The following is a 26,024-nucleotide window of genomic DNA, read 5'->3' as shown; positions in this document are numbered from 1 at the left end:
TAAACTACATTATAAAAATCCATGTAAACTATACACTTTTTCTTATACCTTTTCAAGTATGTCTCTGCCAGCTCCAAGAAATCGGACATACCTATGAATCCTATATAATTACCATATCATATAACGTATCTCTTTTAACATGCATAAGAATAATTAGCTATTACCAAGGCTGTTAAACAATAGCAATGTTCTAAATAAAAACCTCCAAAACCGTTATCGCCATGCTGAAAATATAGCAGGTGAACTAACTAGTTTTGGAGGTTTTAAGCTTCATATGAAAATACTACTTTGCTTTATAAACAGGTACATCATAAAGCAAGTTATATTGTGTTAAGCTTGCGTACATTTCAGCCATTTTTCTTGTTTGTTTGACAGCCCAACCAATATCAGATGCATATTGGTGAGTAGCATAACCATACTTAACCATTGCATCCGGATTCCATCTCATTTTATATAGAGTGTTTTGGCCGGCATGTATATAGTTCTTTGATACAAATGCCGCGCCGCCTATGATGGCTTTTTCTACTGTCGTCCACCCCTGCTTATACGCATACTCTGCACCTTTATTAGTAGCATCTCCATCAAAAGCTCCAATGCCGTATACATTGTACACTGTAACGCCATTATACTTTATCCCTTTTGCCAATGAACTAGTTCCATTTCCGGTTTCCAATAATGAATGGCTGATTAAATATACTTCATTAATATTATGAGTCTTAGCAGCCTTTATAAAGGAGGAGGCCTTTCCAGCTAATACTCCTCTGCCCTTCAAAATTGTATTGTTAACTTCTGTCACATTGGTTCCTGCAGGAGAAGACAGAACTAAGAATTGATAAAAGCTAGTGGAAGCCGCGGAGAAATTTTTGGGATCCAAATAATAACGCACCTGCTCAGCAGTTGCATCGAAAAAACCAGGATCTGATGCTCTATCTAAGGAGGTTATAAAATTTCTATATTTCGATAAGACCCCGGTAGTATCTGTTTGTGGCGGAGGATTTTTTTGTTTCATCTGCATTGCTACTGCTTGATCTAAGGTAATGGAATATTGACTAATCTGTTCATTACTTACATCAACCTTACGTATATAAACATTTTGAAACTTACCATTTACCGTAATTCCAGAAACATACCAATTTGGACTGTAATCATAATATTTCAGTATGGTCCCTTTATTATATTTTCGCAGGACTTTAGAGTTGGTTGATGGTAATTGATAAACATTTACAGGAGATCCCACTGTGATTCCCTGTAAAACTGCTGATTGTCTATCCGTTTGCTCAATATCTGCTTTATGAATGTAAATGGTAGTTGCTTTTCCATTTACCGTTATCGTTGATTTATACCAATTAGTCGTGTAATCGTAATATTTTAAAATCGTACCTGAAGCATATTTTCTTAATACCTTCGCATCTCTCGAAGGAGCAGAATACACATTTGTGGGTTCTTTCAGCGCAATTCCCTCAGCTCTTGCCGGGTTACTAACAGGCTGCTCTATATCACTTTTCTTAATATAAATAGTCGTCCATTTCCCATTAACAGTGATATTTGAACGATACCAACCTGTGGTATAGCTATAATATTTTAAAACGGTCCCTGCCGGATACGTCCTGAGTACCTTCCCACCTGTTGAAGGAGAACTATACATATTTGTAGGGTTTTTAACCGCAACTCCCTCACCTCTTACTGGGTTTGTTGTCGGAAGTTCTATATCCTTTTTATTAATATAAATCGTTGTCCATTTTCCGTTAACCGTAATATTGGATTTATACCACTCTGAAGTAAAGGTATAGAACTTCAAAACCGTACCGGAAGCATACGTTCTAAGAACTTTACCGTGAGTGGATGGTGAAGCATACATGTTAGTAGGATTTTTTAGAGTAACTCCTTCACCCTTTACCGGATTGTCCGTAGCTTGATCAATATCTTCCTTATTTATATAAATTTTAGTGAATGTACCATCAACAGTAATATTAGACCAATACCATTCAGACGAATAAGTATAAAATTTGAGAACTGTACCTTTTGAATACGTTCTAAGAACTTTGGCACTTTTAGATGGAGAGGCGTATACGTTTGTAGAATTCAAAGTGACACCCTCGTAGACCACAGAACTAACACCTGCAGGAACATTACCTTCCTCATTTCCCTGCTGTTCTTCTTCCATTATGGGTTCTTGTTCTATAAAGAGTTGATCCTCGGCAAATTGGTTGTCCTCCATATCAGAAGGGATTCCTTCTCCAGGGACTTCATTAGAAGGAAGTTGATCAGCAATAGGTTCTTCAACTTGTGTTTCTTCTTGTGATTCTTCTTCCTCTATTTCTTGAATAGGTAGTTTAATATGTAGCTTCTCTACATAACCTTTCCATATTTCATTCTTTTCCGGAATACTATATTCAACAAGAACAAAGCTTCTATCTTCACTTATAACAGTAACCTCAGTATTGTTTTTCAACTGAGTTAGAATCTCGCTCTCCTGATTATTTTCCTTATAAAGATTAATAGTATCGCTTTCGTCTTCAGTAAATACTAGAGCTGTCACTTCCTTAGTATCATCAGGTATCTCTTCTGTTACTAAGGCATGCGACTGATAAGGCATTACTGAAATCATAAGACACAGAATAACTAAAATTACAGTTATTTTTTTTATGACAGTCATTATATCTCCTTCATTTGAATCTCTCAGGTTGAAAATTTAGTCTTGGCTGTATGCAATTGAGACTTTATATCCTATTCTATTTATAAACCCTCCTATTCTGTTTTTTCTTTTTATTTCTAAAAATGGATATAAAAGGCAACAAGGGCACAAAAAGACACGTTGATATTCTAACAAACTATTAAAATAAGACGCTACACTTTCATGAAATTTAACAACAAATGGAAGGAAAAGTACAAATTATAATAAAAATAGCTCATTATACACAATGGAATACAACGCAGTAAAGCTGAATTCGGAGATTTTTAAATAAACACAAAAGAAGCCGAGCGTTAGCTCAAGCTTCTTTTGTGTTTATACGATTTATATAAACCTTAAAAATTTAAAAATTGAGGGGTAATAAGAATCGAATTAATGTTATGGACAAATACCACTGCATCAATTTCATTCTTAACGATATAGTCCTTAACAGTCATATTCTTATAGTGCCTTAAATCTAAAACTCTGGTTTCCTCAAAATGAAAAGGGAAAAATTGAATCATGGCATTTGCATAAGAATCCTTAAGAATTAATACCTTCTTGCCATTATGCACGTTCGGATTTCGAATAATTCCTTCCGGGACATCTCCAGAAAAATAACTAACATAACGATTCGTATATACATCTTCTTTTTTCAGCACCTCTTCATTAAAAAGAGGTTGATTACTTTTACCTCTATAAGATATTTCAAGTGGTTTTTCTTCTACTTTTTTCTCCACTATCGTAATCGTGTCTACTTTAGATACATTGCTCTTGCCGACTTTCCTCGCTTCAGAGCCATAAAAAGGCGTAGTGTCCTCTCTCCATTTATAGGCTGACATAGGTAAAGGTTGTCCAATATCAGGCAAGTGAGCGTTCATATTATCAACAATTTCACTATAAGCATAATAGGCTGCCTTTGGCTTCCAGTGATGGTCCGTATAAAAATACATGTCTTCTTCACCCATATGCGGCTGAATAGCTAATCTCAAATCAAGGAAATTTACATCACCAGAAAACCCTTTGGATAATTCATCAGACAGTTTATTAGCGTTGCTCTCTATATAATCCGGCAATTGATGCTCCATCATTGTCGTCTTATTAGGAGCTAATGCAAAATAGACAGGTATGCCTTTTTCCTTTAAATCAGCAGAGAAGTCATTAATCTTTGTATTAACAAGCTTGATGGATTCATCTGTTTTTTTAGGTGCCAACGCGCTAATCATATATCCATCACGATTAATATAAACATCCTTAAAGAGGCGCTGTCCAAAAACATGATGACTTACAAATGAATTAGTTTCTATCCATTGATTACGTAAAGGAAATTGATCATTATAGTAATCATCAAACCTGCTGAAATATTCACCAGAGGTAACAGTCTCTACATTTAAATCAGGTCGCTTCTCCAAAGTCCTTCCTTCCATTTCTGAGCTTTTACGATCCTCATCAATCAAAGACCATATACCAAAAATAAAAATAGAGCACAAGAAGAATATAGCTATAAAATATCGGTTTATTTTTTTTGCCATGTGATTACTCCTTTAAAAGCGGAAATAAATAAAAGGATTAAACGTATTCGAAACAACATAGGTAACGGATAGAACAAATATAGCCACATAATAGACAGCAGATACAGTTTCTCTGCCACCAATCATCATTTTAGACGATGACACTGTTACTTTTTCTCTTAGTAAATTAAGGATAGGTGTCGCTGCTATAATAGCTAGTAAAATAATGATGCCATATTCAAAACTATAATATTTCGCCTGAAGATCCCATAGGCCAGTACCATTAAAGCCAAACATGGTCTGTATATAAGCAAATGCATAATCAAAAGTCTCTGATCGGAAGAAAACCCAACCGATTAATACGACAACCAATGCGTATAGATGTTGCAGGAATGTCGGGATTCTTTTTAATAAACCTCCAAGGAATGCTCTCTCCATCATAATAAATAAACCATAATATAATCCCCAAGCTATAAAAGTCCAGCTCGCCCCATGCCATAATCCTGTGGCAAACCATACAATCAAAAGGTTCCTGTAAGTAAGTAGATTTCCTTTTCTATTACCACCCAATGGAATATAAAGATAATCTCTAAACCAAGATCCTAAAGAAATATGCCACCTTCTCCAAAATTCAGCAATGGACTTTGAAATGTATGGATAGTTGAAATTCTCCAGGAATTCAAATCCAAACATTTTCCCTAAACCAATCGCCATATCAGAGTAACCCGAGAAGTCAAAATATATTTGGAGTGAATAAGCAATGATTCCAATCCAAGCCAGACCCGTTGACATCTCTGAAGGATGGAGCGCAAAAATTTGGTCAGCTACTAATCCACAGTTATTGGCAAGCAGCATTTTTTTTGCGAGACCAATAATGAATCGTTTTACGCCTTCAGAAAATTTATCGAAGTTTTCAAATCGTACTTTAATTTGATCTGCCACAGTTTGATAGCGCACAATTGGACCGGCAATCAATTGTGGAAACAAAGAAATATAAAGGGCCATATTTAGAGGGTTTTTCTGCACATCCCCGTCCCTCCGGTAAACATCTATTACATAACTCATAGCCTGGAATGTAAAGAAAGATATACCGATTGGTAATGGTATAGTTGGGATTGAAATCGAAGTATGGAGTATTCCATTTATACTATCAACCAGGAAGTTCGAATATTTAAAAACTCCCAATAATAAAAGGTTGGATACAACCATAATCCCTAATATCCATTTAACTTGCGTCTTTTTGTCTCTTTTAGCGTCTACAAATAGTCCAAAAAAGTAATTCATTATAATAGATATAATCATAACGATTACAAATCTTGGTTCACCCCAAGCATAGAATAATAAACTTGCCGCCAGCAGCACGATATTCTTAAGTCCTGGTCGAACCATAAAGTATAGAACTAAAACAATTGGTAGGAATAAGAATAAAAAAACAGTCGAACTAAATAACATGTGCTTCCCTCTCTTTGCCTTCACAATAAATATAAAAACCAAAAAAATCATATCATATACGCGGGGAATAATATACACTTTTATACTTATATGTTATTTATTTCTAGTTTTCTCCTTCTATGAACATCAGATTGGCTCTCTCTTAAGTTTCCTTGATTATCTCCGTAGTAAAGACGCCGAATCACTGAAATTCAAGGCCAGTCTAGAGTTATGATTCCCCGAATCTACTTAAAAAATAGGAATACAACGAGGTTTTTCCTATTTACCACCTTAATGATTTATATTGAAATTTCCTTTATAATCTTTTGTAAAGGAAATTAAAAAATGGATTACTTTTAGAAGGGCAGACATACTCATGAAAAAGAATGTTATTTATATAGAAGGTATACCTTTTTACTCATCGACGATGGAAGATTTTATTCACTCGGAGATAAAGACGCGGATTGATGCAGAGGAAAAAACTTTTATCGTTACCGCCAATCCGGAGATTGTCGAATATGCACGCAATCATAAAGATTACCGTAAGATCATTATGCAAGCTGACTATATCACACCCGATGGCGTTGGGATTATTATGGCATCAAAAATCCTCAACACACCATTAAAAGAGAGAATAGCCGGCTATGATATGATGCTTGAATTTTTTAAGATGAATACCAAGCGGCCTTTGCGCATATATATGCTTGGAGCTGAAGCTGATGTAATTGAAATTTGCGCCGAAAAAGTCAAACAATCCTACCCAAATGTTGAACTGGTTGGATATCACAATGGCTTTTTTGATATAGAGGACGATCAATTTGCCGAGGAAATTAGTGCTTTAAAACCAGATCTCATTTTACTTGGCATGGGTTTTCCACGTCAGGAAAATTGGATCAACAAACATTACGATAAATTTGATAAAGGACTCTTCATTGGTATTGGAGGCAGTTTCGATGTTTTTTCCGGCAAACTGAAAAGAGCACCGGAAATTTGGATTAAGATGAATCTTGAATGGCTGTACAGGCTGTTCAAGCAGCCAAGCCGTTGGAAACGAATGCTGGTCCTTCCGTTATTCCTATTAAGAGTTTTAAAACATAAATTTCTTAAATGAGATGAAAGGGAATCCTATTTCCTTTCTCTTTGTTGTATTAATTTTTTCCATATCCTTCATCATTGTTTTAAAAGTATAACTAGTTATAGAGCTTTTATAGTTACATATTTTGTAAAATAATGAGGAAGAAATTAAATTTTAGTAGAGGTTTTGACGTAAACCGTATATAATTGATACTTGAGATTGATATATTTATACAACTATTTCAATCTACTAACCTATATACTCCGATTTGGTTTAAAGATACTCGCAAAAGGGTACTTTTATTCAGACTTATAAGAATAGAGGGTGGAAATTTTGTTAATTGCAGCTTTTATAGTTGCCGTATGCCTGACCGTACTCATCACCCCATTTGTTATTAAACTAGCTCATAAAATAGGAGCTACTGATGCTCCCAACAATAGAAAAGTGCACATGAAAGTAATGCCAAGCATGGGCGGATTGGCTATATTCCTAAGTTTTATTATGACACTCCCGATTTTTTCACCGGAAATAGCCCGATCAGATACATTTTCGGCCATCTTTTTCGGTGCAGCAGTCATCTTGATTCTCGGCATATTTGATGACATTTATGAATTGAATGCAAAAGTGAAGTTACTGGGGCAAATTGCTGCTGCTTTAACCATAGTCATTGTCGGCGATATCCAGCTCAACTATATTAATACACCATTTGGGGATACGATTGAATTTGGCTTTATGGCAATACCGATCACAGTCATTTGGATTGTTGGCATCACAAATGCCATAAACTTGATTGACGGATTAGATGGATTGGCAGCAGGTGTTTCAACTATAGCACTACTGACCATCTCCGGAATGGCAATCTTTAGAATCGGCGATATATTCGTGGCTATGATTGCTTTAATTCTGGCTGGAAGTACCTTAGGGTTTTTGAGATTTAATTTCTTCCCGGCTAAGATATTCATGGGAGATACAGGGGCGATGTTCCTTGGTTTCATGATATCCGTACTATCCCTCTTAGGATTTAAAAATGTTACTGTGATTTCCTTGATTATACCGATTGTGATTTTAGGTGTACCTATTTCAGATACATTCTTTGCCATCGTACGCAGGTTTTTGCAGAAGAAACCACTACATGCACCAGATAAGTCTCATTTGCATCACTGCTTATTGCGTGTAGGCTATTCTCACAGGACAACGGTTCTGATGATTTATGCGATGGCTGCCGTCTTTGGACTGGCTGCTTTCATCTTTAGTATGGCCACTTTCTGGGGCGGAGTATTCGTTATTTTCATTCTGCTAATCTTACTAGAGCTGCTGGTTGAACGAATTGGTCTTCTTGGTGAAAACCACAGACCATTGCATAAGCTTTTAGCATTACGTACAACTGATTCAAAAGAAAGACCCTGATAGGAATTGTTAAGCCGCCATTTAATAAATGGCGGCTTTTTTAATAGGAATTTAATCTACCTCTATCTTCACTTTTTATTTCAATTAAACTCAGTTAAGAACTATCATGCTTTGATCTCGCCTAATAGTACCAGCCTTACACAGATACCAATCTTCTCTCTATAAATGCTAAAACCCCGAATTCTATTTAAGAATTCGGGGTTTAGCCATTCATCTTCATTCAACTATTACTGAACCATTGGGAATCGATTCTGTTTCTGAAGTCTCTTTATAATCAAGATGTTGCTGGAGCTCCTGTTTCATATTTTCCAGGGCTTGCTCGTCCAATTGATAATAATACGTACCGCCAATGTAAGAATCCTGACCTTCCAAATTTATGGATTCGATTTGGAGATTAGATGCTGCCAGTATATAGCTCGTAAAACTCTTCATTTCTTTAAAGGTCATATTGGTCTTCATATTTTTACCGATACCTTCAATCACATCGGCATATTTCGTAATCGATCCGGCCGAAGCTGCTTTATCAATAATAGCGGTAAGAATCTCCTGCTGACGTTTCCCTCGCTCAATATCACTGTCTTTCTTCCTTGTTCTGGCTAAAGCCAATGCCTCTTCTCCATTTAAGGTTTGCATTCCTTTTTCAAGAGTAATGGCACCTTGTTGATCACTTGAGTTTTGCTCAGTGAATGTATAAGGCACTTCGACATCGATCCCGTCCAAAGCATCAACTACATCCACAAACGCATTAAAATTCATTTTTACATAGTAGTCTACGGGAATATCCAGTAATTCTTCAACTGTATCAATTGTATATTTAACACCGCCATATGCATGAGCATGTGTAATTTTTGAATAATCTTCTTTTCCAGGAATATATACATAGGAATCACGCGGTATACTTAATAATTTAACGGTTTTGTCTTTATCATTAAATGTAGCAAGCATAAGCGCATCCGTTCTGGATCCTTTTTCATTATTACGCACACTGCTATCATCCACACCCATAAATAACACGGATACATTATCTTTAGCAGGATTTACATTCCGTCCATCATTTGCAAAGTTTTCATCAAATGATTCGGAAAGGACGTTTTGAGCCTTCACATATAAATAACCTGCATAACCACTAGCGACTAAAACAACAATAAGGATTGGTAATAAGATAACTGCTGCGATACGTTTCTTATTTTTCCTCCTGCGCCTCACCTTGCGCATTTGCCTATTTTGCATTGGTTTTCTCCTTTTATATATATTAAAAAATAGAAGTCATTTTTGAGTCATACATCATTTTACCCTTTTTCTTAAATTCCGTAAATCAAAATTTAATCCTGAAAAAAGGTTGAAACTCTTTATTCAGTTAAATTAACAAAAAAAGACACTGGAATAAAGAATTTCATTCTAGTGTCTTTCCATTTTTATCAAGTTCGCTGACAGTATATAACGCTGAGGTGCATCGCCAATATAATCAAACGGATAACAGGTAGTTACGGTTAAAACAGGACGTGACTTAGGCACAATAACAGTCCGGTCATCAGCATCGACAATGCGAACACCGAAGACTTTATAGGTAAATGTTCCAGCTACTGTCTTTACAATTAATTCATCGTCTTTACCAATCTGTCCAAGTTTACGAAATACCGTATCACGATGCCCCGAAAGAACTGAATTGTCTTTCATTCCAGGCAGGACACTATCTGCATAATGTCCTACACCTTTTTCCAATTCGTCCTCATCTGTTCCCTCAATGATAGGAAGTTGAGCTGAGATTTTTGGGATAATCAATTCACCGAATTCTTCACCCTGTTTTGGATATACTTTATATAAGTCCTCCGATGAGTCTTTTTCTTCAGTTGTGTTCATCGGTGCAGCCACAGGTTCAGGTGCAGCCTCAGTTACTTTCAAATCAGGTGTTTTAGCCGTGATGAGAGGCAGACCATTCTTAATGATCACACTTATACCTACTATGATGAGCAGGCCGGCTATAAGCGCCATTACTCTTCTTTTAGAAATCATGCAGCATCCTTATTTTTTCGACGGAACAGTACCATTCCAACGCCTGCCACTAAGATTCCTAAGCCCATCCATACACCTTCAGTATAATTTCCGGCTGTATTTGGCAATTTACCTCCGTTAATTGTTTTACCTGTTTTATTCTCCACCTCAGTTTTAGGTACAGTTTTTACCGGTACAGTTTTTACTGGAACTTTCTTTACTGGTGCAGTAACTTGATCAATTAAATCAGACCCAAACATGTCAGCTGTAATAATCATATCTGCAAGAAATTCCCCTTGCTTGCTGTAAAACTCAATTAACAAATCTGCACCATTCGTGGACTCTAGAACCATAAGTTCTTCTATAGTAATGGCTTTCTTATTGCCATCTTTCGTTAAATAAAATTTTGCTTCCATTTGGTAAATGTCCAAAACGTCATTAAATAAATCAATAATTTCTTTCATTTGTGCCTCAGTTAATTCTGATGCGCTTTCAAAATCAGGCAGATTATCCGCACGTTCTTCTAATTCTAAGAGTTTCTCCTCAAGTGCTGGATCTTCAAAATCTACAGTTGAAAGATGTTTCTCTATATTCTCTAATTCTTGCCTATCAATGCCGAATTGAGCAAGCATCTCTAACAGGGCATCCATAAACATATAACCCAACACTGCTTCTTCAAGATCCTCAAGGTATTTATAGTTGGACAGGCTATCTCCATTACTGGATAACATCTTATTTAACTCATCCAAAGTCATTTCGTAATCTGCAAGCCATTGTTTCAAGGATTCATCTGTGATCTCAGTTCCCTCAAAATCTTCTAGGCTTAATGCATGTTTTAAAATATTAATATAAACATAATATTCCTCTATTGATTTAGATTGATCATACCCATCTTGGTAAGCCAATTCTTCCATCAATTCTTCTTTACTGGAAAATCCATTTGTTTCAATAAGAGCATTGAGATTATCACCAGTAATTTTATCACCCAATGCTATTTTTAATTCCTCAGTTGAGTTATAATCGGAATATTCTTTACCTAAATATGTAAGTATGAGTTCTTTTAATGTGTCAGGTGAAATCCCTTCTGTTTCAGCAAACTTATTAAAATCTTCTTCATTCATTGCAGCAAAACCTACTACTGGATTCAATACTGTAAATAACAACAGACAAGCGACTAGAGACAAGGCTAAACGTTTCATTTTTTCCCCCTTAAAAGTAATGTTACAAAATTATTACATTCCAAATTTAGTATAATATGTTTTAGTAAATTTTTCCACAAAATTTCAAAAAAAGAGAAAATCATGTATTATTATGATGATATGGCTTAGAATAGCTAGAGAAACATTCAAGATATAATACTATTTGCCTAAAGGAGGCAATGAAACTTTGTTAGAGACACGAAAGCAGCTACATTCATCCGTAAATAAAAAGAAAATAATAAAAGCCTCTTCTATTTGGCTTTCTATTATTACTGTATGTTTTGTATTTCTCTTACCTTTATTGGTAATGATTATTTGCGAAACAATGGTCAGGAATGAATTAAATTTATACACGCTTGGTGAATTTTTTGATTTGAAGCCAAAAGCTTTCCTATTAAACTACCTGATTTATTTTGCCGTAATAAATTTATTTTATATACTTCCACGAAAACTTTATTACTTTACTTCTCTATTAATAAGCGGTTTATTTATTCTCTTTACATTTGCCAATCAAATGAAACTTGAGTTACGAAATAGTCCCATCATGCTTTCTGATTTAAGCCTTATTAATGAGTTACAGGGTTTAGATAATCTAGAAATACCTTGGAAGCCTATTATTTTGGGAGTTAGCATTCTTATAGCCGGGATCCTAATGATCTTTTTCTTACCAAAAGGAAAAGAACTTTGGATCTCTAAGACTCTATTATTTGCGGGTTCAATCGTTTTCCTACTTATATTATGGAATGAGAAACCAATTTCTCCAATGGCAAAGGCAGATCTTTGGTACACGCGCTGGCGTCCAGAGCTCGGAATCAGCGAAAATGGGTTAATAGGTAATTTCACTCTATTTGCTAAAAAGGCACAAATCAAGCCGCCTGAAGGTTATTCTGAGGCAAAAATTCAAGAACTTGCAGATAAATACCAACCCGAAACTGCGAAACAAACACTTGAAGAAAGCGAACAACCAAATGTGATCTATATTATGAGTGAAGCTTTTGTTGACCCGTATATTTGGGGTGAGCAATATTTCACTGAAGATCCCACGCCTAACTTCAGAAAAGCTTTCCAGGAATCCATGCATGGTTTTATGTATTCACCTGAGTATGGCGGAGGAACAGCAAATGTCGAATTTGAGGCGGTAACAGGTTTAAGCAGACAATTCCTCCCAGGAGACGATGTAGCATATAATCAATATTTAAATAAATCGATTCCATCCGTTGCATGGGAATTTAATGAAGCAGGGTATCAGACTACAGCTATCCATGCTTTTAAGAATTGGTATTATCAGCGGTCTTCTGTTTATAAAAATCTGGGTTTCGATCGCTTTATATCCGGTGACTTCATGAATCTTGATTTCCCATTTGACAGTGGGAAAGGATATCCATCCGATAGACATATGACTGATTCTATCTTGAAAATTGTAAAGGAAAATGATAACCCATCCTTTATCCATTCAGTAGGACTTGAAGCTCATATGCCATATCCTCGAACAAAAAGTGGTTCACCTTTTCTGGATAAGACAAAAATGAATCTGGACACTTATGAAACATTTGGTACGTATGTGAACAAATTAAACAGCGTGGACAAAGAATTGGGCAGAATGCTAGGGGAATTGAAAGAACTGGAAAGACCAACGATTGTAGTTTTTTGGGGTGACCATTTCCCAGGGTTTACGCCATTTGACACTGTGTATGGAAAAAGCGGTTTAAATTTTTCAACCAGTTTAAATGGAAGCTACGAGGACTGGATGAAACTTCATAGTGTCCCTTACTTCATTTGGAACAGCAAAGAAAATACACCACTGGAAAAAGACGTAACACCAAATATGTTCAGCCAAATTGTTACAGATATGGCCCATATAGAGGGGAATGCGATTACAAACTTGTTGACTCAAGTTGCAGAGAGCGGAAACTCCTACTTCCCATATAAGCAGTTTACAAAGGAAATGGGCATTTATACAAATGAGATGATGGATTTACAAATGCTTCAATATGACATCCTTCACGGTAAAAGATATTTTATGGAGACAAGCTTGGCAACAAAAGATAATCCTGATTATCTTGTCGGCTGGACAGAGGATCCAAAAGTCAGCATAACTAAAAGTGATGGAGAAATTTTGATTCATGCAGAGGGAATTCCTAAGTACGCCAAGCTATTTAATGAATCCGATGATGAGCTAGAGATTACTTGGGTAGAATCAGATGAGGGTACCTCGACTTTTAAGGTCAAGGGAAGTCCAAAAAAGGTTTATTTTGAAGTACAGGATGATCGGAAATCAACCCTACTGAAGACAAAGAAATTTTCAGTAAACGAATAAACAAACGCCCCTCTAATTTATATGGAGGGGCGTTTGTTATACATTCATATACATTTATTTATATCCCATTTTTCAATGCGATTTTTAACTTTCTTTTTAGGTAGGTAATCATAGATGCCTTTTTGTACTTTTCTAGCTCTTCTTGATTTTCTCCCATAGCCAGCTTAATCTTTTCTTGTAAGCCCAATGACCGTTTCTGTTCATCTAATAGCTTTTGGTTTAACTGTTCGTATCTTTCCATCAAATCATCATACTGGTTAAAGATTTCCGATAAAATTTTATTCATCAGATGACTTTCAACTTCGTTTGCACATACAATTTGGTGCAATCGCAATAAAAATTTATGATAATAATCCTCTGTGTAGTGAACATAAAAAGGTCCCCATGGATGTTCATTATATGTGTGATATGGTTTATCATTGATTTCAATAACCGACACAGGATGATGATCTATTACATATTGATCCAGCTCATCCCAGTACTGATTTAAAAGTTGCACATTTTCTTTTTTGACACGTCCACTCGTTGCAAAATCAACCAATGAACCACTATCGTTTAAAAGGGAAACATTTCTTGCCTTATGAATAATGATCTGACATTCCGGCAATTTCTCTTTTAAAAAGGCGAATAACTGATCTACACTCTTTTTCCACGTTAGTAAATATTCTTCCTTATGATCTAAAATCGTAAGTTTCTTTAGTGAACCCTGCTCCTTTAATCCTTTATAGTAAGGTGTTTTCCATAACTTCCAACGATTATCCGTAATATATTGGTCTGAATCCAAAGAAATGACCCCAAAGTGAATATCAGCGAAAAAATCAATAATCAAATAGGTTGGTTGCAGTTTAACTAAATCGGTAAGGAAACTCTTTGAAAAGTCTGTTTCTACATTCCATTTATCATAGTTATTTAAATCACCAATATCATCCTTGGTATAGTTAAATGGACGAGACATCAAGCTGATGATAGAAGCTTGATTTTGCGTCAGAATACAATCATAAAACTCTTTATATCTTGGATTGAACTTTGAATTAAAATTGTCCCTCGTCGCACAGCTACCCAGAACTGCAACTTTTATATTCTCCACCATACTTCGGCTCCTTTTAACACTACTCAATAGATACCTTTAATTATAAATAAAATATATGGATAATAACTATATAAATTTCTGTATATCGTCATTATCCGAACTGCAATGAACCTCATACATCTAAAAAAACGACAAAGATGTTACTTCCTAACCGTCAACCGATATGAACTTACATTCCCGGCTGCATCCGTCAAATAAACTCTCATAACTGTATTTAATTTTTGCTTTTTGACCGAAACGGAGAAGATGCCGGAGTTATTCGCTTTTCCTTTTCCAATCACTTTATTGTTTACTTTTATGGTAATGTTAGCATTCGGCTCAGTTGACCCTTTTACCTTTGTTGAGCTGGGAGTGAATTTATTGATATTGATTAATTTAGGTGCCGTTTTATCTTTCACAACCGTTTTCAGTGCAGGACTCTTATTCCCTGCTTTATCAGCTGCTTGAATATATAGAACAGATCCTGCCTTTTGAGCTGCCTTCATAGTGATTTTAAAATTACCTGCACTGTTTGTATTCCCTGAGGCCAATTGAACATTTCCTTTGCGAACAGTAACTTTAGCACCAACTTCTGCTTTTCCTTGAACGATTTTGCTGTTGTCTCCTATACTCGTCATTTTGATAGCAGGAGGTGGTGTAGTATCTTTTATCTTCCTCTTAACAGGCCAACTCTCATTCCCTTTTTCATCTACTAATTTAATAGAAACAATCGTATCACCCTTTTGTAGAGGAATACTGATCAGCTGATTAAATCCTCGATCTGAAGTGATCTGCTTTTCAATTCTTGTATTTCCAATCACAATAACTTTACCTTTAAATGCTTCTTTGTACTGAATACGAATCGTTTTATCTTTATCGGTTAGTTGACTGACCACCGGGGTCGCAAGCAAACGGTATTTCAGAGCATTCGCCACATTGACTCTGCCAGCTCCATAACTGGTGTCCTTCCCCTTCGCCCCAAGGTCATTCGCCGTAGATGTCAATCGATAAGCCACCTGTTCATTTGTTAATTTAGGCTCCTTTGATAAAATCAATGCAGCTGCCCCGGCTACAATCGGAGAAGCCATTGAGGTTCCACTCATTGCCCCATATTTATTATTAGGCAAAGTAGACGTAATTTCTGAACCGGGTGCTGAAAGGTCTATCGTTGTCCCATAATTGGAGAAATACGACTTTTTATCAAACTGAGTCGTAGAACTAACAGATAACACATTTTGCAAAGCTGCCGGGAAGGATGGTCTAGTAGTCTGATCATTTCCGGCTGCCGCTATAATCAGAACGCCCTTTTTATACGCGGCCTGTACAGCATCATTTAATGCCTTGGAGCTTTCATACATCCCAAGGCTCATATTAATAACGTCTGCTCCGGACTTCACTGCGTATTGGATCCCTTTAATGATATCGGACGTATAGGCTACATCATTTACAAATACATTAATCGGCATCACTTTCACACTGGGTGCTACCCCTGAACCACCTATTTTATTATTCCCAACAGCGGCAATCAGGCCGGCTACATGCGTACCATGTTCCCCGGCAGGCATCTTTTTATTGGAATTTGCCACAATATCAAATGGTTTAATAATGTTGGGAGAAAGATCCGGATGCTTTGAATCAATCCCATTATCTATTACAGCCACGATTGTTTGATGAGAACCTTTTGTCGTATCCCATGCTTGCCCTGATTGAATGGCAGTATGATGCCATTGATTCTTAAGTAATGGGTCATTAAGCAGGGCATCCAGAGTCACTTTATAATCAGGTTCAGCATAAAGAACTCCCGGATTCTTCTTTAACTCCTTCAAAAAGGAAGACATCGATTTGTTTTTTGGCTTCTCGACTGTCATAAGATTGGTTTTCTTTTCGAGCATTGAACTGCCGTATTTAAGAAATCGATTCACCAACTTAGATTGACTCACCTTTATAATGACCCGGTCAGTTGTCTCTTTGCTATTTTTCGAGTTTGGTATAGCTGCTTCGACAGGAGTTAACGATCCCAACAAAATGATAATGCTCAGCGCCGCGATAAATCTCTTCATTCTATTTCTCCACTCACTTTCCCAGATGTATATTTAGACCCAATATTACCATTTTTTTCTACATAGTCATATAGTTCTTTTCATTCAATACCAAAGAAACACGTTTCAACATTATTTTTCCTGTGTTACTATATTATAGGAGATGTTTTTTTAATAAGGGGGAGTTCTATTTGAAATCAAAAGCTGCCGCATTTGCTGCCGTAGCCATTCTTTCAGTCGCATATGCTGGATCTGCTTCTGCCGATTCTAATACATACACAATAAAAAAAGGGGATACCTTGTCGGCCATTGCCAATAAAAGCGGAACAACCGTTGCAGCACTTAAACAATTAAATGGTCTAAAATCCGACATGATTTATCCAAACAAAGTATTAAAGATAAAATCGACTACTGCTACCAAAACTGTAACAACAAACAAAAGTAAACAAAATACTGCTCAGACAAGCTCTGCTAAAACCTATAAAGTCGTTTCAGGAGATAGTCTGTCAAAAATAGCAGCCAAGCATAAAATATCGATTAGCAATCTAATAGAGTGGAATAATTTAAAGAGTACGCTCATTTATCCGAATCAGGTGCTTAAAGTTTCAAAAACAGCAGGGGGTACTGTTAAACCAGTAGTCACTTCGCCTAAGCCTTCATCCAGTACAGTCTATGTTGTGAAGAGCGGAGATTCTCTAAGTGTTATTGGCAAAAAATACGGATTAACAGTTGCTAAGATAAAATCCCTTAACAGCCTTAAATCAGATACGATTTATGTCGGACAGAAACTAAAATTGACAGGTGCAGCTGCCGCAGCTCCCACACCAGCCAAACAGCCGAATCCATCTAAATCTCCGACATCCACCACAACATACACGGTAAAGAGCGGAGATTCACTGAGCCGGATCGGACAGCAGAATGGAATAACGGTTGCTAAATTAAAGTCCCTTAACAATCTTAAATCAGACATGATCTATGTAGGGCAAAAGCTGAAGCTATCAGGATCTGCTGCAAGCAAACCAACAGTACCAAAACAAGAAGGTATTGGACGGGATGATTCAACAAGTGTGATCGGCAATTCCAATTTCACCGCCAAGCTGATTAATGAAAGCAAAAAGGTTATGGGAACGAGATATGTCTTTGGTGGGACTACCCCATCAGGATTTGACTGCAGCGGTTTTATTTATTATGTATTTAATAAAGCGGGTTATGATATTAACCGCCTTACAGCCGCAGGTTATTATGACCGTTCTTATTACGTCAATACTCCCAAGCCAGGTGATTTAGTATTTTTTGAGAATACCTATAAAGCGGGTATCTCACATTTAGGCATCTATATAGGCAATAACGAATTCATTAACGCGGACAATAGCGGCGTGAGAATCGTAAGCTTAAGCAATTCCTATTACAAGAAGCATTTTTCGAGCTTTAAGAGATTCTATTAAAAAAAAATCCAGCCAAACTTGGCTGGATTTTTTTTATTCTTATCGAATCCTGAGTGCTTTAAAATTTGAAGTTAGTTCGCTATATGATAAACTCTAAAAGTTATTTAATAGTTACGGAGGGTATTATATGAAGATAATAACTATCTTAGTACCGGCTTATAATGAAGAAGAAGTTTTACATCAATTATATGATCGTGTCAGTCATGTCATGGATAGCATCAAAGATTATGAATTTGAATTACTTTTTATTAATGACGGAAGCAAAGATAATACCTTGGATATTATTAAAATTCTCCAAGAAATGGATCCTAGGGTTTCATTTGTAGACTTGTCCAGAAACTATGGGAAAGAAACGGCTATGATAGCAGGATTTGACTATGCCAAGGGTGATGCTGTTATTATATTGGATGCAGATTTACAGCATCCGCCTGAGTCTATTCCCGAAATGATAAAGTATTGGGAACGAGGGTATGATGATGTTTATGCAAAACGCATGAAAAGAGAAGGGGAAAATTGGTTAAAGAAATTCACATCGAAGAAATACTATGAGTTACTTCAAAAAACCACCAAAATACCTGTTTTAGCAGATGCCGGTGATTTCCGCTTACTGGATAGAAGATGTGTGAATGCAATAATACAAATGAGAGAATCTCAGCGATATACAAAAGGAATGTATAGTTGGGTTGGTTTCAAAAAGAAAGAAATTGAATTTGAAGCGGCTCCCAGAGCAGGCGGAGAAACTAAGTGGAATTATATGGCCCTTATTGAATTGGCCTTAGAAGGTATTACATCATTTACAATTTTTCCATTACGGTTATCCAGTCTCTTCGGATTCACCATATCTATTCTTTCCTTCTTTTATTTAATTTTTATTATAGTCCAAACTGTATTTTTCGGCACAGATACTAGTGGGTATCCCTCTTTGATGGCAGTTGTTTTATTTTTAGGAGGTATTCAACTTATCTCTTTAGGTATTATAGGTGAGTACCTAGGAAGAGTTTTCAACGAAACCAAAAACCGTCCCTTGTATTTTGTACAAGAATATAATAATGAGTATGTGAATGTTTATGAAAAAACTCGACAAAAGAATCTATAGTATAATCATGTATTTAATAATGGGGGTTCTAACAACTCTCGTTAATATTGTTACCTATTGGGTCTCAGCCGAAATATATTCCATTGATTACCGCATAGCAACCACTATTGCATGGATTGCAGCTGTTTTATTCGCCTATTTCACTAATAAACACTATGTATTTGAAAGCAAGACTGATAATTTCAAGGATACATTTAGAGAGCTTGTATTATTCTTCGGATTTAGATTCCTTTCGTTTTTAATGGATTTAGCAGCAATGATTGCTCTCGTAGACGGATTAGCGATGGGTGGTACTTGGGCTAAAATATGGTCCAATGTAGTTGTATTAATTGCAAATTATATATTCAGTAAATTTTTCATTTTCAAAAAGAAATAGCGCTCCTTCTATCTTGGAGTTTGAAAGGAAATGTGACACTTTGACTAATGCAGAAATAAAGAGGAAGAAACAGTTTGAAATCTTTTATACTATTTTTGTCTTTTTAGTATATTTTTATCTTGCTTACAGGACTCCACTTACTCATGATGATTGGACTTGGGGTACATCAGATGGGATAAGCAGGCTGGAAAATTGGTTTAAAGATTATAATGGCAGATATATGGGGAATTTATTTGAATTATTTTTAACACGGATATACTGGCTTAGATTTTTAATAATGGCCGCATTCGCAACAGCCTTAGTAATCATTCCGGTTAAATTATCTACTAACAAAACTCTATTCGGTTATCTTTTAAGTTTCACCTTATTTATAAGTATTCCAGTAAATATTTTTGCCCAAACATACGCTTGGGTGGCAGGGTTTTCTAACTATATCCCTTCTTTAGTATGCGTATTAATCTATTTATTCCTAGTAAAAAATGTTTTTGAAGAGGAAGTTCCCAACTATAATAATCGGCTAATCATCCCTATCATCCTACTAGGAATCATGACGCAGCTTTTTGTAGAGCATGTAACGATTTATGCGTTTATTTTAGCGGTCACTGTAATTGCTTTTACTTATATTAAGTTTAAGAGGTTCTTTGCGATTCACTGGGCTTTTCTTATCTCCACAATAATCGGCGCTATCATGATGTTTACCAATGGAGCCTACGCGAAAATATTTAGCGGATCAGATACATATAGATCGGTAGATACGGCTGAAAATATGGGTTTATTCGAAAAAATCTATACAGTATTTACGGAGAAAATGTATCCTCTGTTATTCATGAACAACAAAATAATGAATATCATTATTTCAATTATCTGTATCAGTATTATTGTTAGAGCGATTAAAAATAGTACGACATACAAAAAATGGATTACTAATACTCTACTTGTCATTTTTGTTTTGTATCCTTTATATCCCTTTGTAGTAGTAAATGATTTTGGAGTAAAGTTATTTAACGATTATACGAATGTATTTGAAGCAGCTTTTGGGCTTATATTCTACTTCAGTATATTAATTACTATATTACTCTTTATAGATATGAAAAAAGTTAAATATAAGAGTACATTTTATTTATTATCTGCAGGCTTAATTGCTGCACCGCTAGTTTTTGTTCATCCTTTTGGTCCGAGGAATTTCCTTGCTTCCTATACATTCTTTGTATTATTGGCAGTTGAAATGGGAAGCTATATAGTAGCAAACAAATTTAAATTTGACTATATAAATAAGATTCTAGCAGTGACATGTCTATTATTTGTCATGCTTTATAGCTATGCGCTTACAATGAACCACCATGTCAATAATGAACGTATTGATTATATAAATGAAAAATTAGAGGAAAATCCCAACCAAGAAATTGCTTTAACCAGGCTGCCTTATGAAAGATTTCTTCAAGTAAGTACTCCTCTAATCCCTGGATACCAGTATTCAACGTTTAAAGAATACCATGGATTCCCGGATCATATTAATCTTAAGATCATTCCTTATGAAGAGTGGAAAGACCTTAAGGACAAATAATTAAATTATGAATTTACCAAAAAACGGACACTTGTAAAAGGTCCGTTTTTTGGTTTATATTTTACAATAATTACACTCAACTTCTATAATATAAATTTATATAGTAGTATATTTGTTAAAGAATAGTATTCAAGTGCTTACTAAATGTAATTTTATTGTCTAAATCATTCAGAAATATTATATAATATAAATAGATTGTAATATTTTGTAGAAAACGAGGAACAGTATGCGCTCAGACAGAAATCAAAAGAAAAAGATGAAAACATGGAAGAAAGTAGTTTTAGGGATTATAGGGTTATTTGTTTTAGTTGGCGGTGTATTTACCTTTATGGTATATCGTTCTTTCGATACTGCCTTAGAAGCCATGCACAATCCTACTAATCGGGAAGGCTCCAAAAAAAGAATAGAGAAAGTCAGCCTGAAGGATAAGACTCCTTTTTCTGTGCTTCTATTGGGTGTAGATGAAAGAGAAGGCGATAAGGGACGCTCTGATACAATGATTGTCCTGACGGTGAATCCGATTCTGGAATCCGTCAAAATGGTAAGTATTCCTCGGGATACAAGAACCGAAATTGTCGGAAAAGGAATGGATGATAAAATCAACCATGCGTATGCTTTTGGCGGTGCGGAAATGTCTATGGATACTGTAGAGAACTTCCTTGATATCCCGATTGATTATTATGTACAAGTGAACATGGAAGGATTTAAAGATATCGTTGATGCTGTAGGCGGTGTCACAGTTGTCAACGATCTTGACTTTACTGCTGATGGTCATCACTTTGCAGAGGGCACCCTTAATTTGGATGGTAAACAGGCCTTGGCCTACTCACGAATGAGGTACGAGGATCCACGCGGAGATTTCGGACGCCAATTAAGACAAAGACAGATTATCCAAGCAGTCCTTAACGAAGGAGCAAGCCTCTCTTCTCTAACCCGCTTTGATGGGATTTTCAATGCACTGGGTGATAATGTGAAGACTGATTTATCTTTCTCTCAAATGGTCAGCATCCAGCGTAATTATAAGGAAGCAGCCAAGTCATTAGAACAGATTCAGCTTGAAGGGCAAGGGACAAAAATCGATAGAGTCTACTATTATCTTCCTTCTGATGAATCTTTGACAAGCCTTAAGGATACATTAAAAACACATTTACAAGTAAATAAATAAAGGAAAACGGATTAAGCTTTTATGAGCTTAATCCGTTTTCTTATTTATAGATATTCTTAATTTCAGATTTTATCTCTTCGATGAATTCATGTGCAGTTAATGTTGCATCTGTTGTTCCGCGATCATAGACATTTTTAATCAAGTCCATAAACGCTCTTGTATGAGTTTCATCATTTCCTCTGTACTTTAGTTCATTCGTCATTCTCACTTTTCCCTCCAAAACTATTACCTCATTATACAAATTTTTCTATTTGTTGTATATACCTATAAACTTTTTGACACAGAACAGTAATATGACAGAAACATTCACCTAAACCGATTTACATAAAATCTACCGGTCTTTCGTTTCTTTCTTTTTTATAATAAAGAATAGCCTCGACTATACGCCTAGATGCTTCCCCATCTCCATACGGATTGGATGCTTTAGCCATATCATCATGTGCTTTTTTATCTGATAGTAGCTCATTTGCCATATTGAATATAACATCCTCTTCCGTACCAGCAAGCTTCAAGGTTCCCGCTTCTATTCCTTCCGGGCGTTCTGTCGTATCTCTTAATACCAGTACAGGAACCCCGAGTGACGGAGCTTCTTCCTGAACGCCGCCTGAATCAGTCAGAATTAAATAAGACCGTGACGCAAAATTATGGAAATCTATTACGTCCAAAGGTTCAATTAAATGAATACGAGGATGGTCTCCCAATAGTTCAGCAGCCAGCTCGCGAACGACAGGGTTTAAATGAACCGGATAAACAACCTGAATATCCTGGTGAACTTCGATCAAATGCTTAATCGCTTTGAACATATTGCGCATTGGCTGACCAAGGTTTTCCCGACGATGAGCCGTCATTAAGACGAGTCGGTCACTTCCCAATTTAGTTAATACAGGATGGGAATACGTTTCTTTAACTGTTGTTTTCAAAGCGTCAATGGCAGTATTTCCGGTAATAAAAATAGAATCTTCCGGTTTATTTTCATTTAACAAATTGAGTTTAGACTGATAGGTAGGCGAAAAATGTAAATCACTTATGACTCCGGTGAGCTGGCGATTCATTTCCTCAGGATAAGGAGAGTACTTATTATGTGTTCGCAAGCCCGCTTCCACATGCCCGACCGGGATGGAATGATAGAACGCTGCCAGACTTGCTACGAAAGTCGTTGTTGTATCCCCATGAACAAGTACGATATCCGGCTTAACACCCGCCATAACTTCGTGCAATCCTTCAAGCGCACGGGTCGTGATCCCTGCCAATGTTTGTTTGTCTCTCATAATATTTAAATCATAATCCGGTTTAATATCAAAAATATCAAGCACCTGATCAAGCATTTGACGATGCTGGGCTGTTACCGCAACAATCGGTTCGATTTGCTCTGGGTACTTCTCCAATTCTTTAACTAAGGGAGCCATTTTAATCGCTTCTGGCCTTGTACCAAAAACAGTCATAACTTTTATTTTTTGAGCCATCAGAACTCTCCTTTATCTACAAACAATATACACTGAACTTCAAATTAGTTTAGTCCATATACCTTATAGTAACAAGTAAGCTACATATGAACAAAGAAATTGTTGAATAAAACAGTTATTTTTTCTTTCTATATTATCCACAAAAGCACAAAATACTCCAGCATTTAAATAAACTTCCGCTAATCTCTAATACCCTAATTCTTCATAAGTATCCCAGGGTTTTACAGGGTCTTTTCACAGATTTTAGTGTAAAGAAAACTGTCTGTTTAGTCTTCCAGTTTAGTTAGCTTCTCTATTAATGGACATTATCAATCTGCTGAAATAACATCCCTATCTTCCTACAATCACTATATCGAACACCCCCTCTCCCAGCCCAAAAAACTTGCTGAAGTACCTTTAAAGTTTCTTTGGTACGTGTTAATATTTGGTAAAATAGAAGAGGTGAGTTATGAAGCGGAATTGGATTACCGGGATGTTTGCTGTTCTTTGTTTTGGCTTTTTGGTCTTTGGAAATCGTTATTATCATGGGAAAATAGAGGAGACACGCGAAAAAGCGGACATGCAATATACGGAGGATCTGGCAAATAGGAGCCTGGCTGAAGCCAAACTTGAGAAGGAAAGGCAATCCATAAATGCCCCACAGCAAAAAAAGTTACAAGAGGCGCATAAGGCGATCAAAAAAGTGTATGATGATTCGAAGCATAAAAGCAGCGAGCTTAAGGGAATATTACAAGACCTCACTCCTCTAACTAATCAAAATAACTACTAATCTACTAAGACTGAAACTGTTCAGTCTCTTTTTCTGCAGGAAATTACCCCTCTTTCTACCTATATAAAGGACAAAAGGATTATTTTACTAGCAGAGGGGTATTATACATATCATATACTGAATGAAATGAGGTGTAAGAATGATACTCCTAAAACGTTATTGGTATGAAAGCAGATTGAAGTACCTTATCAATAAAGTAGATTCCTGTACTGATCCCAACATGAAAAAAGATTTGAATAAAAAAATCTATTCTTTACATCTCCAGCTTAATGAATTGGAGCAACAGTATACACTAGGCAACCAAGGAAACGAAAATTTCAATCAATGATAAACCATCCATAAAAGGAGTAGAATCCAGAACACTTGGTCATTCTACTCCAGATCAATACTCTCTCTATCTTCTCTCCGACTCTAGCAATCGATCCAGGTACCGTAATACGTCTTCCCGTAACTCTTCATTCTTTAACGCAAAATCAATTGTCGTTTTAATAAAGCCAAGCTTATCACCGACATCGTATCGTTCACCTTCAAACTCATAAGCATAGACACGCTGGATTTGATTGAGCTTTTGGATAGCATCCGTTAATTGAATTTCACCACCTGCTCCGATTTCCATTTCACCAAGAAAATTGAATATTTCAGGCTTGAAAATATACCGTCCAATAATGGCCAGATTAGAGGGTGCTGTTCCTTTCGCTGGCTTTTCTACAAAGCTGCCTACCATATGACAACGCCCATCCACCTGAATCGGATCGATAATGCCATACCGATCTGTTTCTTCTTCAGGGACAGATTTAATTCCAATAACCGATGAATCAAGCTCGTTGAACTGTTCGATTAATTGGAGTAAGCACGGCTTATCATGGACGACAATATCGTCTCCAAGCAGCACAGCAAACGGCTCTTCCCCAATAAAATTACGCGCACACCAAATGGCGTGACCGAGGCCTTTAGGTTCCTTTTGACGGATATAATGAATGTTGGCAAGCTCGGATGCTTTTTGTACCTCTTCCAACAAATCAAATTTATGTTTCTCCCTTAGATTCTGCTCCAATTCATAGGCGTGATCAAAATGATCCTCAATCGCTCTCTTCCCCTTACCCGTCACGATGATGATGTCCTCAATTCCAGATGCAACGGCTTCTTCTACTATGTATTGAATGGTCGGTTTATTAACAATTGGCAGCATTTCTTTTGGCATAGCCTTCGTTGCCGGTAAGAACCTTGTTCCAAGGCCTGCTGCAGGTATGATTGCTTTCGTGATTTTTTTCATAGGAATCCCCTTTACCTTCATTTTCAATCATTCTAATAACTAATACCTATCAAAATAATAAAACTCGTCTAATAAATAGGTATCAAAATACAACTTAATATTACTTAAGTTGTATTTTTCCATTTTTTACTTCATAACGACACCTATGAATGATAAAATAAT

Annotated in this window: 20 protein-coding genes; 9 read left to right on the top strand and 11 right to left on the bottom strand. The window is 36.2% G+C overall.

Translation table 11 applies throughout. The annotated features are described in order from the left end of the window. Positions 1–283 precede the first annotated feature (283 nt). The 3 genes from AC4G3L_RS13195 to AC4G3L_RS13185 form a co-directional block, all read right to left on the bottom strand. Positions 284–2,656 carry a glucosaminidase domain-containing protein gene (locus AC4G3L_RS13195; RefSeq protein WP_491077447.1) on the bottom strand — a complete coding sequence of 791 codons (2,373 nt, stop codon included), beginning with the start codon at positions 2,654–2,656 and terminating at the stop codon, positions 284–286. A gap of 371 nt (positions 2,657–3,027) precedes the next feature. Continuing rightward, positions 3,028–4,203, bottom strand: coding sequence for a DHHW family protein (locus AC4G3L_RS13190; RefSeq protein ID WP_491077446.1), 1,176 nt, complete (start codon positions 4,201–4,203; stop codon positions 3,028–3,030). A gap of 12 nt (positions 4,204–4,215) precedes the next feature. Then, positions 4,216–5,634: an MBOAT family O-acyltransferase gene (locus AC4G3L_RS13185; RefSeq protein WP_491077445.1), complete on the bottom strand. Its 1,419-nt coding sequence runs from the start codon at positions 5,632–5,634 to the stop codon at positions 4,216–4,218. Between the two features lie 355 nt (positions 5,635–5,989). Here AC4G3L_RS13185 and AC4G3L_RS13180 point away from each other — a divergent pair, with 355 nt between their 5' ends. Beyond that, positions 5,990–6,724, top strand: coding sequence for a WecB/TagA/CpsF family glycosyltransferase (locus tag AC4G3L_RS13180; RefSeq protein WP_491077444.1), 735 nt, complete (start codon positions 5,990–5,992; stop codon positions 6,722–6,724). A 297-nt stretch (positions 6,725–7,021) separates the two neighbouring features. After that, the gene (locus AC4G3L_RS13175) at positions 7,022–8,095 is read left to right on the top strand and encodes a glycosyltransferase family 4 protein (protein WP_491077443.1); all 1,074 of its coding nucleotides are present in this window, start codon (positions 7,022–7,024) and stop codon (positions 8,093–8,095) included. A 216-nt stretch (positions 8,096–8,311) separates the two neighbouring features. Here the strand turns inward: AC4G3L_RS13175 and AC4G3L_RS13170 are convergent, their stop codons facing one another. From AC4G3L_RS13170 to AC4G3L_RS13160, 3 genes are all read right to left on the bottom strand, one after another. Continuing rightward, entirely contained in the window at positions 8,312–9,325 is a 1,014-nt protein-coding gene (locus tag AC4G3L_RS13170) for an LCP family protein (protein WP_491077442.1), read from the bottom strand. Between the two features lie 168 nt (positions 9,326–9,493). Next, positions 9,494–10,108: a class D sortase gene (locus AC4G3L_RS13165; RefSeq protein ID WP_491077441.1), complete on the bottom strand. Its 615-nt coding sequence runs from the start codon at positions 10,106–10,108 to the stop codon at positions 9,494–9,496. Further along, positions 10,105–11,286, bottom strand: coding sequence for a processed acidic surface protein (locus AC4G3L_RS13160; RefSeq protein ID WP_491077440.1), 1,182 nt, complete (start codon positions 11,284–11,286; stop codon positions 10,105–10,107). The genes AC4G3L_RS13165 and AC4G3L_RS13160 overlap by 4 nt, the downstream gene beginning before the upstream one ends. Positions 11,287–11,473: 187 nt before the next feature. Here AC4G3L_RS13160 and AC4G3L_RS13155 point away from each other — a divergent pair, with 187 nt between their 5' ends. Further along, entirely contained in the window at positions 11,474–13,603 is a 2,130-nt protein-coding gene (locus tag AC4G3L_RS13155; protein WP_491077439.1) for an LTA synthase family protein, read from the top strand. Between the two features lie 58 nt (positions 13,604–13,661). Here AC4G3L_RS13155 and AC4G3L_RS13150 read toward each other — a convergent pair whose 3' ends face one another. Next, a complete protein-coding gene (locus AC4G3L_RS13150) occupies positions 13,662–14,693 on the bottom strand; it encodes a DUF6270 domain-containing protein (protein WP_491077438.1) in 1,032 nt (343 codons plus the stop codon). Positions 14,694–14,833: 140 nt separating this feature from the next. Next, positions 14,834–16,732 carry a S8 family peptidase gene (locus AC4G3L_RS13145; RefSeq protein WP_491077437.1) on the bottom strand — a complete coding sequence of 633 codons (1,899 nt, stop codon included), beginning with the start codon at positions 16,730–16,732 and terminating at the stop codon, positions 14,834–14,836. A gap of 170 nt (positions 16,733–16,902) precedes the next feature. Here AC4G3L_RS13145 and AC4G3L_RS13140 point away from each other — a divergent pair, with 170 nt between their 5' ends. The 5 genes from AC4G3L_RS13140 (at position 16,903) to tagU (ending at position 22,357) form a co-directional block, all read left to right on the top strand. Continuing rightward, on the top strand, positions 16,903–18,156 hold the full coding sequence (locus tag AC4G3L_RS13140) for a C40 family peptidase (protein WP_491077436.1): 1,254 nt from the start codon (positions 16,903–16,905) through the stop codon (positions 18,154–18,156). Positions 18,157–18,283: 127 nt separating this feature from the next. Continuing rightward, on the top strand, positions 18,284–19,252 hold the full coding sequence (locus AC4G3L_RS13135; RefSeq protein WP_491077435.1) for a glycosyltransferase family 2 protein: 969 nt from the start codon (positions 18,284–18,286) through the stop codon (positions 19,250–19,252). Further along, positions 19,218–19,628: a GtrA family protein gene (locus AC4G3L_RS13130; protein ID WP_491077434.1), complete on the top strand. Its 411-nt coding sequence runs from the start codon at positions 19,218–19,220 to the stop codon at positions 19,626–19,628. The genes AC4G3L_RS13135 and AC4G3L_RS13130 overlap by 35 nt, the downstream gene beginning before the upstream one ends. A gap of 40 nt (positions 19,629–19,668) precedes the next feature. After that, positions 19,669–21,192 (top strand): DUF6056 family protein, encoded by a 1,524-nt coding sequence (locus AC4G3L_RS13125; RefSeq protein WP_491077433.1) that lies wholly within the window; start codon positions 19,669–19,671, stop codon positions 21,190–21,192. Between the two features lie 226 nt (positions 21,193–21,418). Next, positions 21,419–22,357 (top strand): polyisoprenyl-teichoic acid--peptidoglycan teichoic acid transferase TagU, encoded by a 939-nt coding sequence (tagU, locus tag AC4G3L_RS13120; protein ID WP_491077432.1) that lies wholly within the window; start codon positions 21,419–21,421, stop codon positions 22,355–22,357. A 40-nt stretch (positions 22,358–22,397) separates the two neighbouring features. Here the strand turns inward: tagU and AC4G3L_RS13115 are convergent, their stop codons facing one another. Together AC4G3L_RS13115 and wecB are read right to left on the bottom strand one after the other, a co-directional pair. Continuing rightward, positions 22,398–22,559, bottom strand: a complete 162-nt coding sequence (locus tag AC4G3L_RS13115; protein ID WP_491077727.1) for a YwzD family small protein — start codon at positions 22,557–22,559, stop codon at positions 22,398–22,400. A gap of 118 nt (positions 22,560–22,677) precedes the next feature. Continuing rightward, positions 22,678–23,820, bottom strand: a complete 1,143-nt coding sequence (gene wecB / locus AC4G3L_RS13110) for a non-hydrolyzing UDP-N-acetylglucosamine 2-epimerase (RefSeq protein ID WP_491077431.1) — start codon at positions 23,818–23,820, stop codon at positions 22,678–22,680. A gap of 448 nt (positions 23,821–24,268) precedes the next feature. Between wecB and AC4G3L_RS13105 the strand changes: the two genes are divergently transcribed. Beyond that, positions 24,269–24,589 carry a hypothetical protein gene (locus tag AC4G3L_RS13105; RefSeq protein ID WP_491077430.1) on the top strand — a complete coding sequence of 107 codons (321 nt, stop codon included), beginning with the start codon at positions 24,269–24,271 and terminating at the stop codon, positions 24,587–24,589. 394 nt (positions 24,590–24,983) lie between these two features. Here the strand turns inward: AC4G3L_RS13105 and galU are convergent, their stop codons facing one another. Continuing rightward, the gene (galU, locus tag AC4G3L_RS13100; RefSeq protein ID WP_491077429.1) at positions 24,984–25,862 is read right to left on the bottom strand and encodes a UTP--glucose-1-phosphate uridylyltransferase GalU; all 879 of its coding nucleotides are present in this window, start codon (positions 25,860–25,862) and stop codon (positions 24,984–24,986) included. Positions 25,863–26,024 lie beyond the last annotated feature (162 nt).

The sequence above is a fragment of the Bacillus sp. z33 genome (assembly GCF_058313615.1).
The sequence above is the reverse complement of the archived record's forward strand: the minus strand, read 5'-3'. Positions and strand labels throughout refer to the sequence as shown.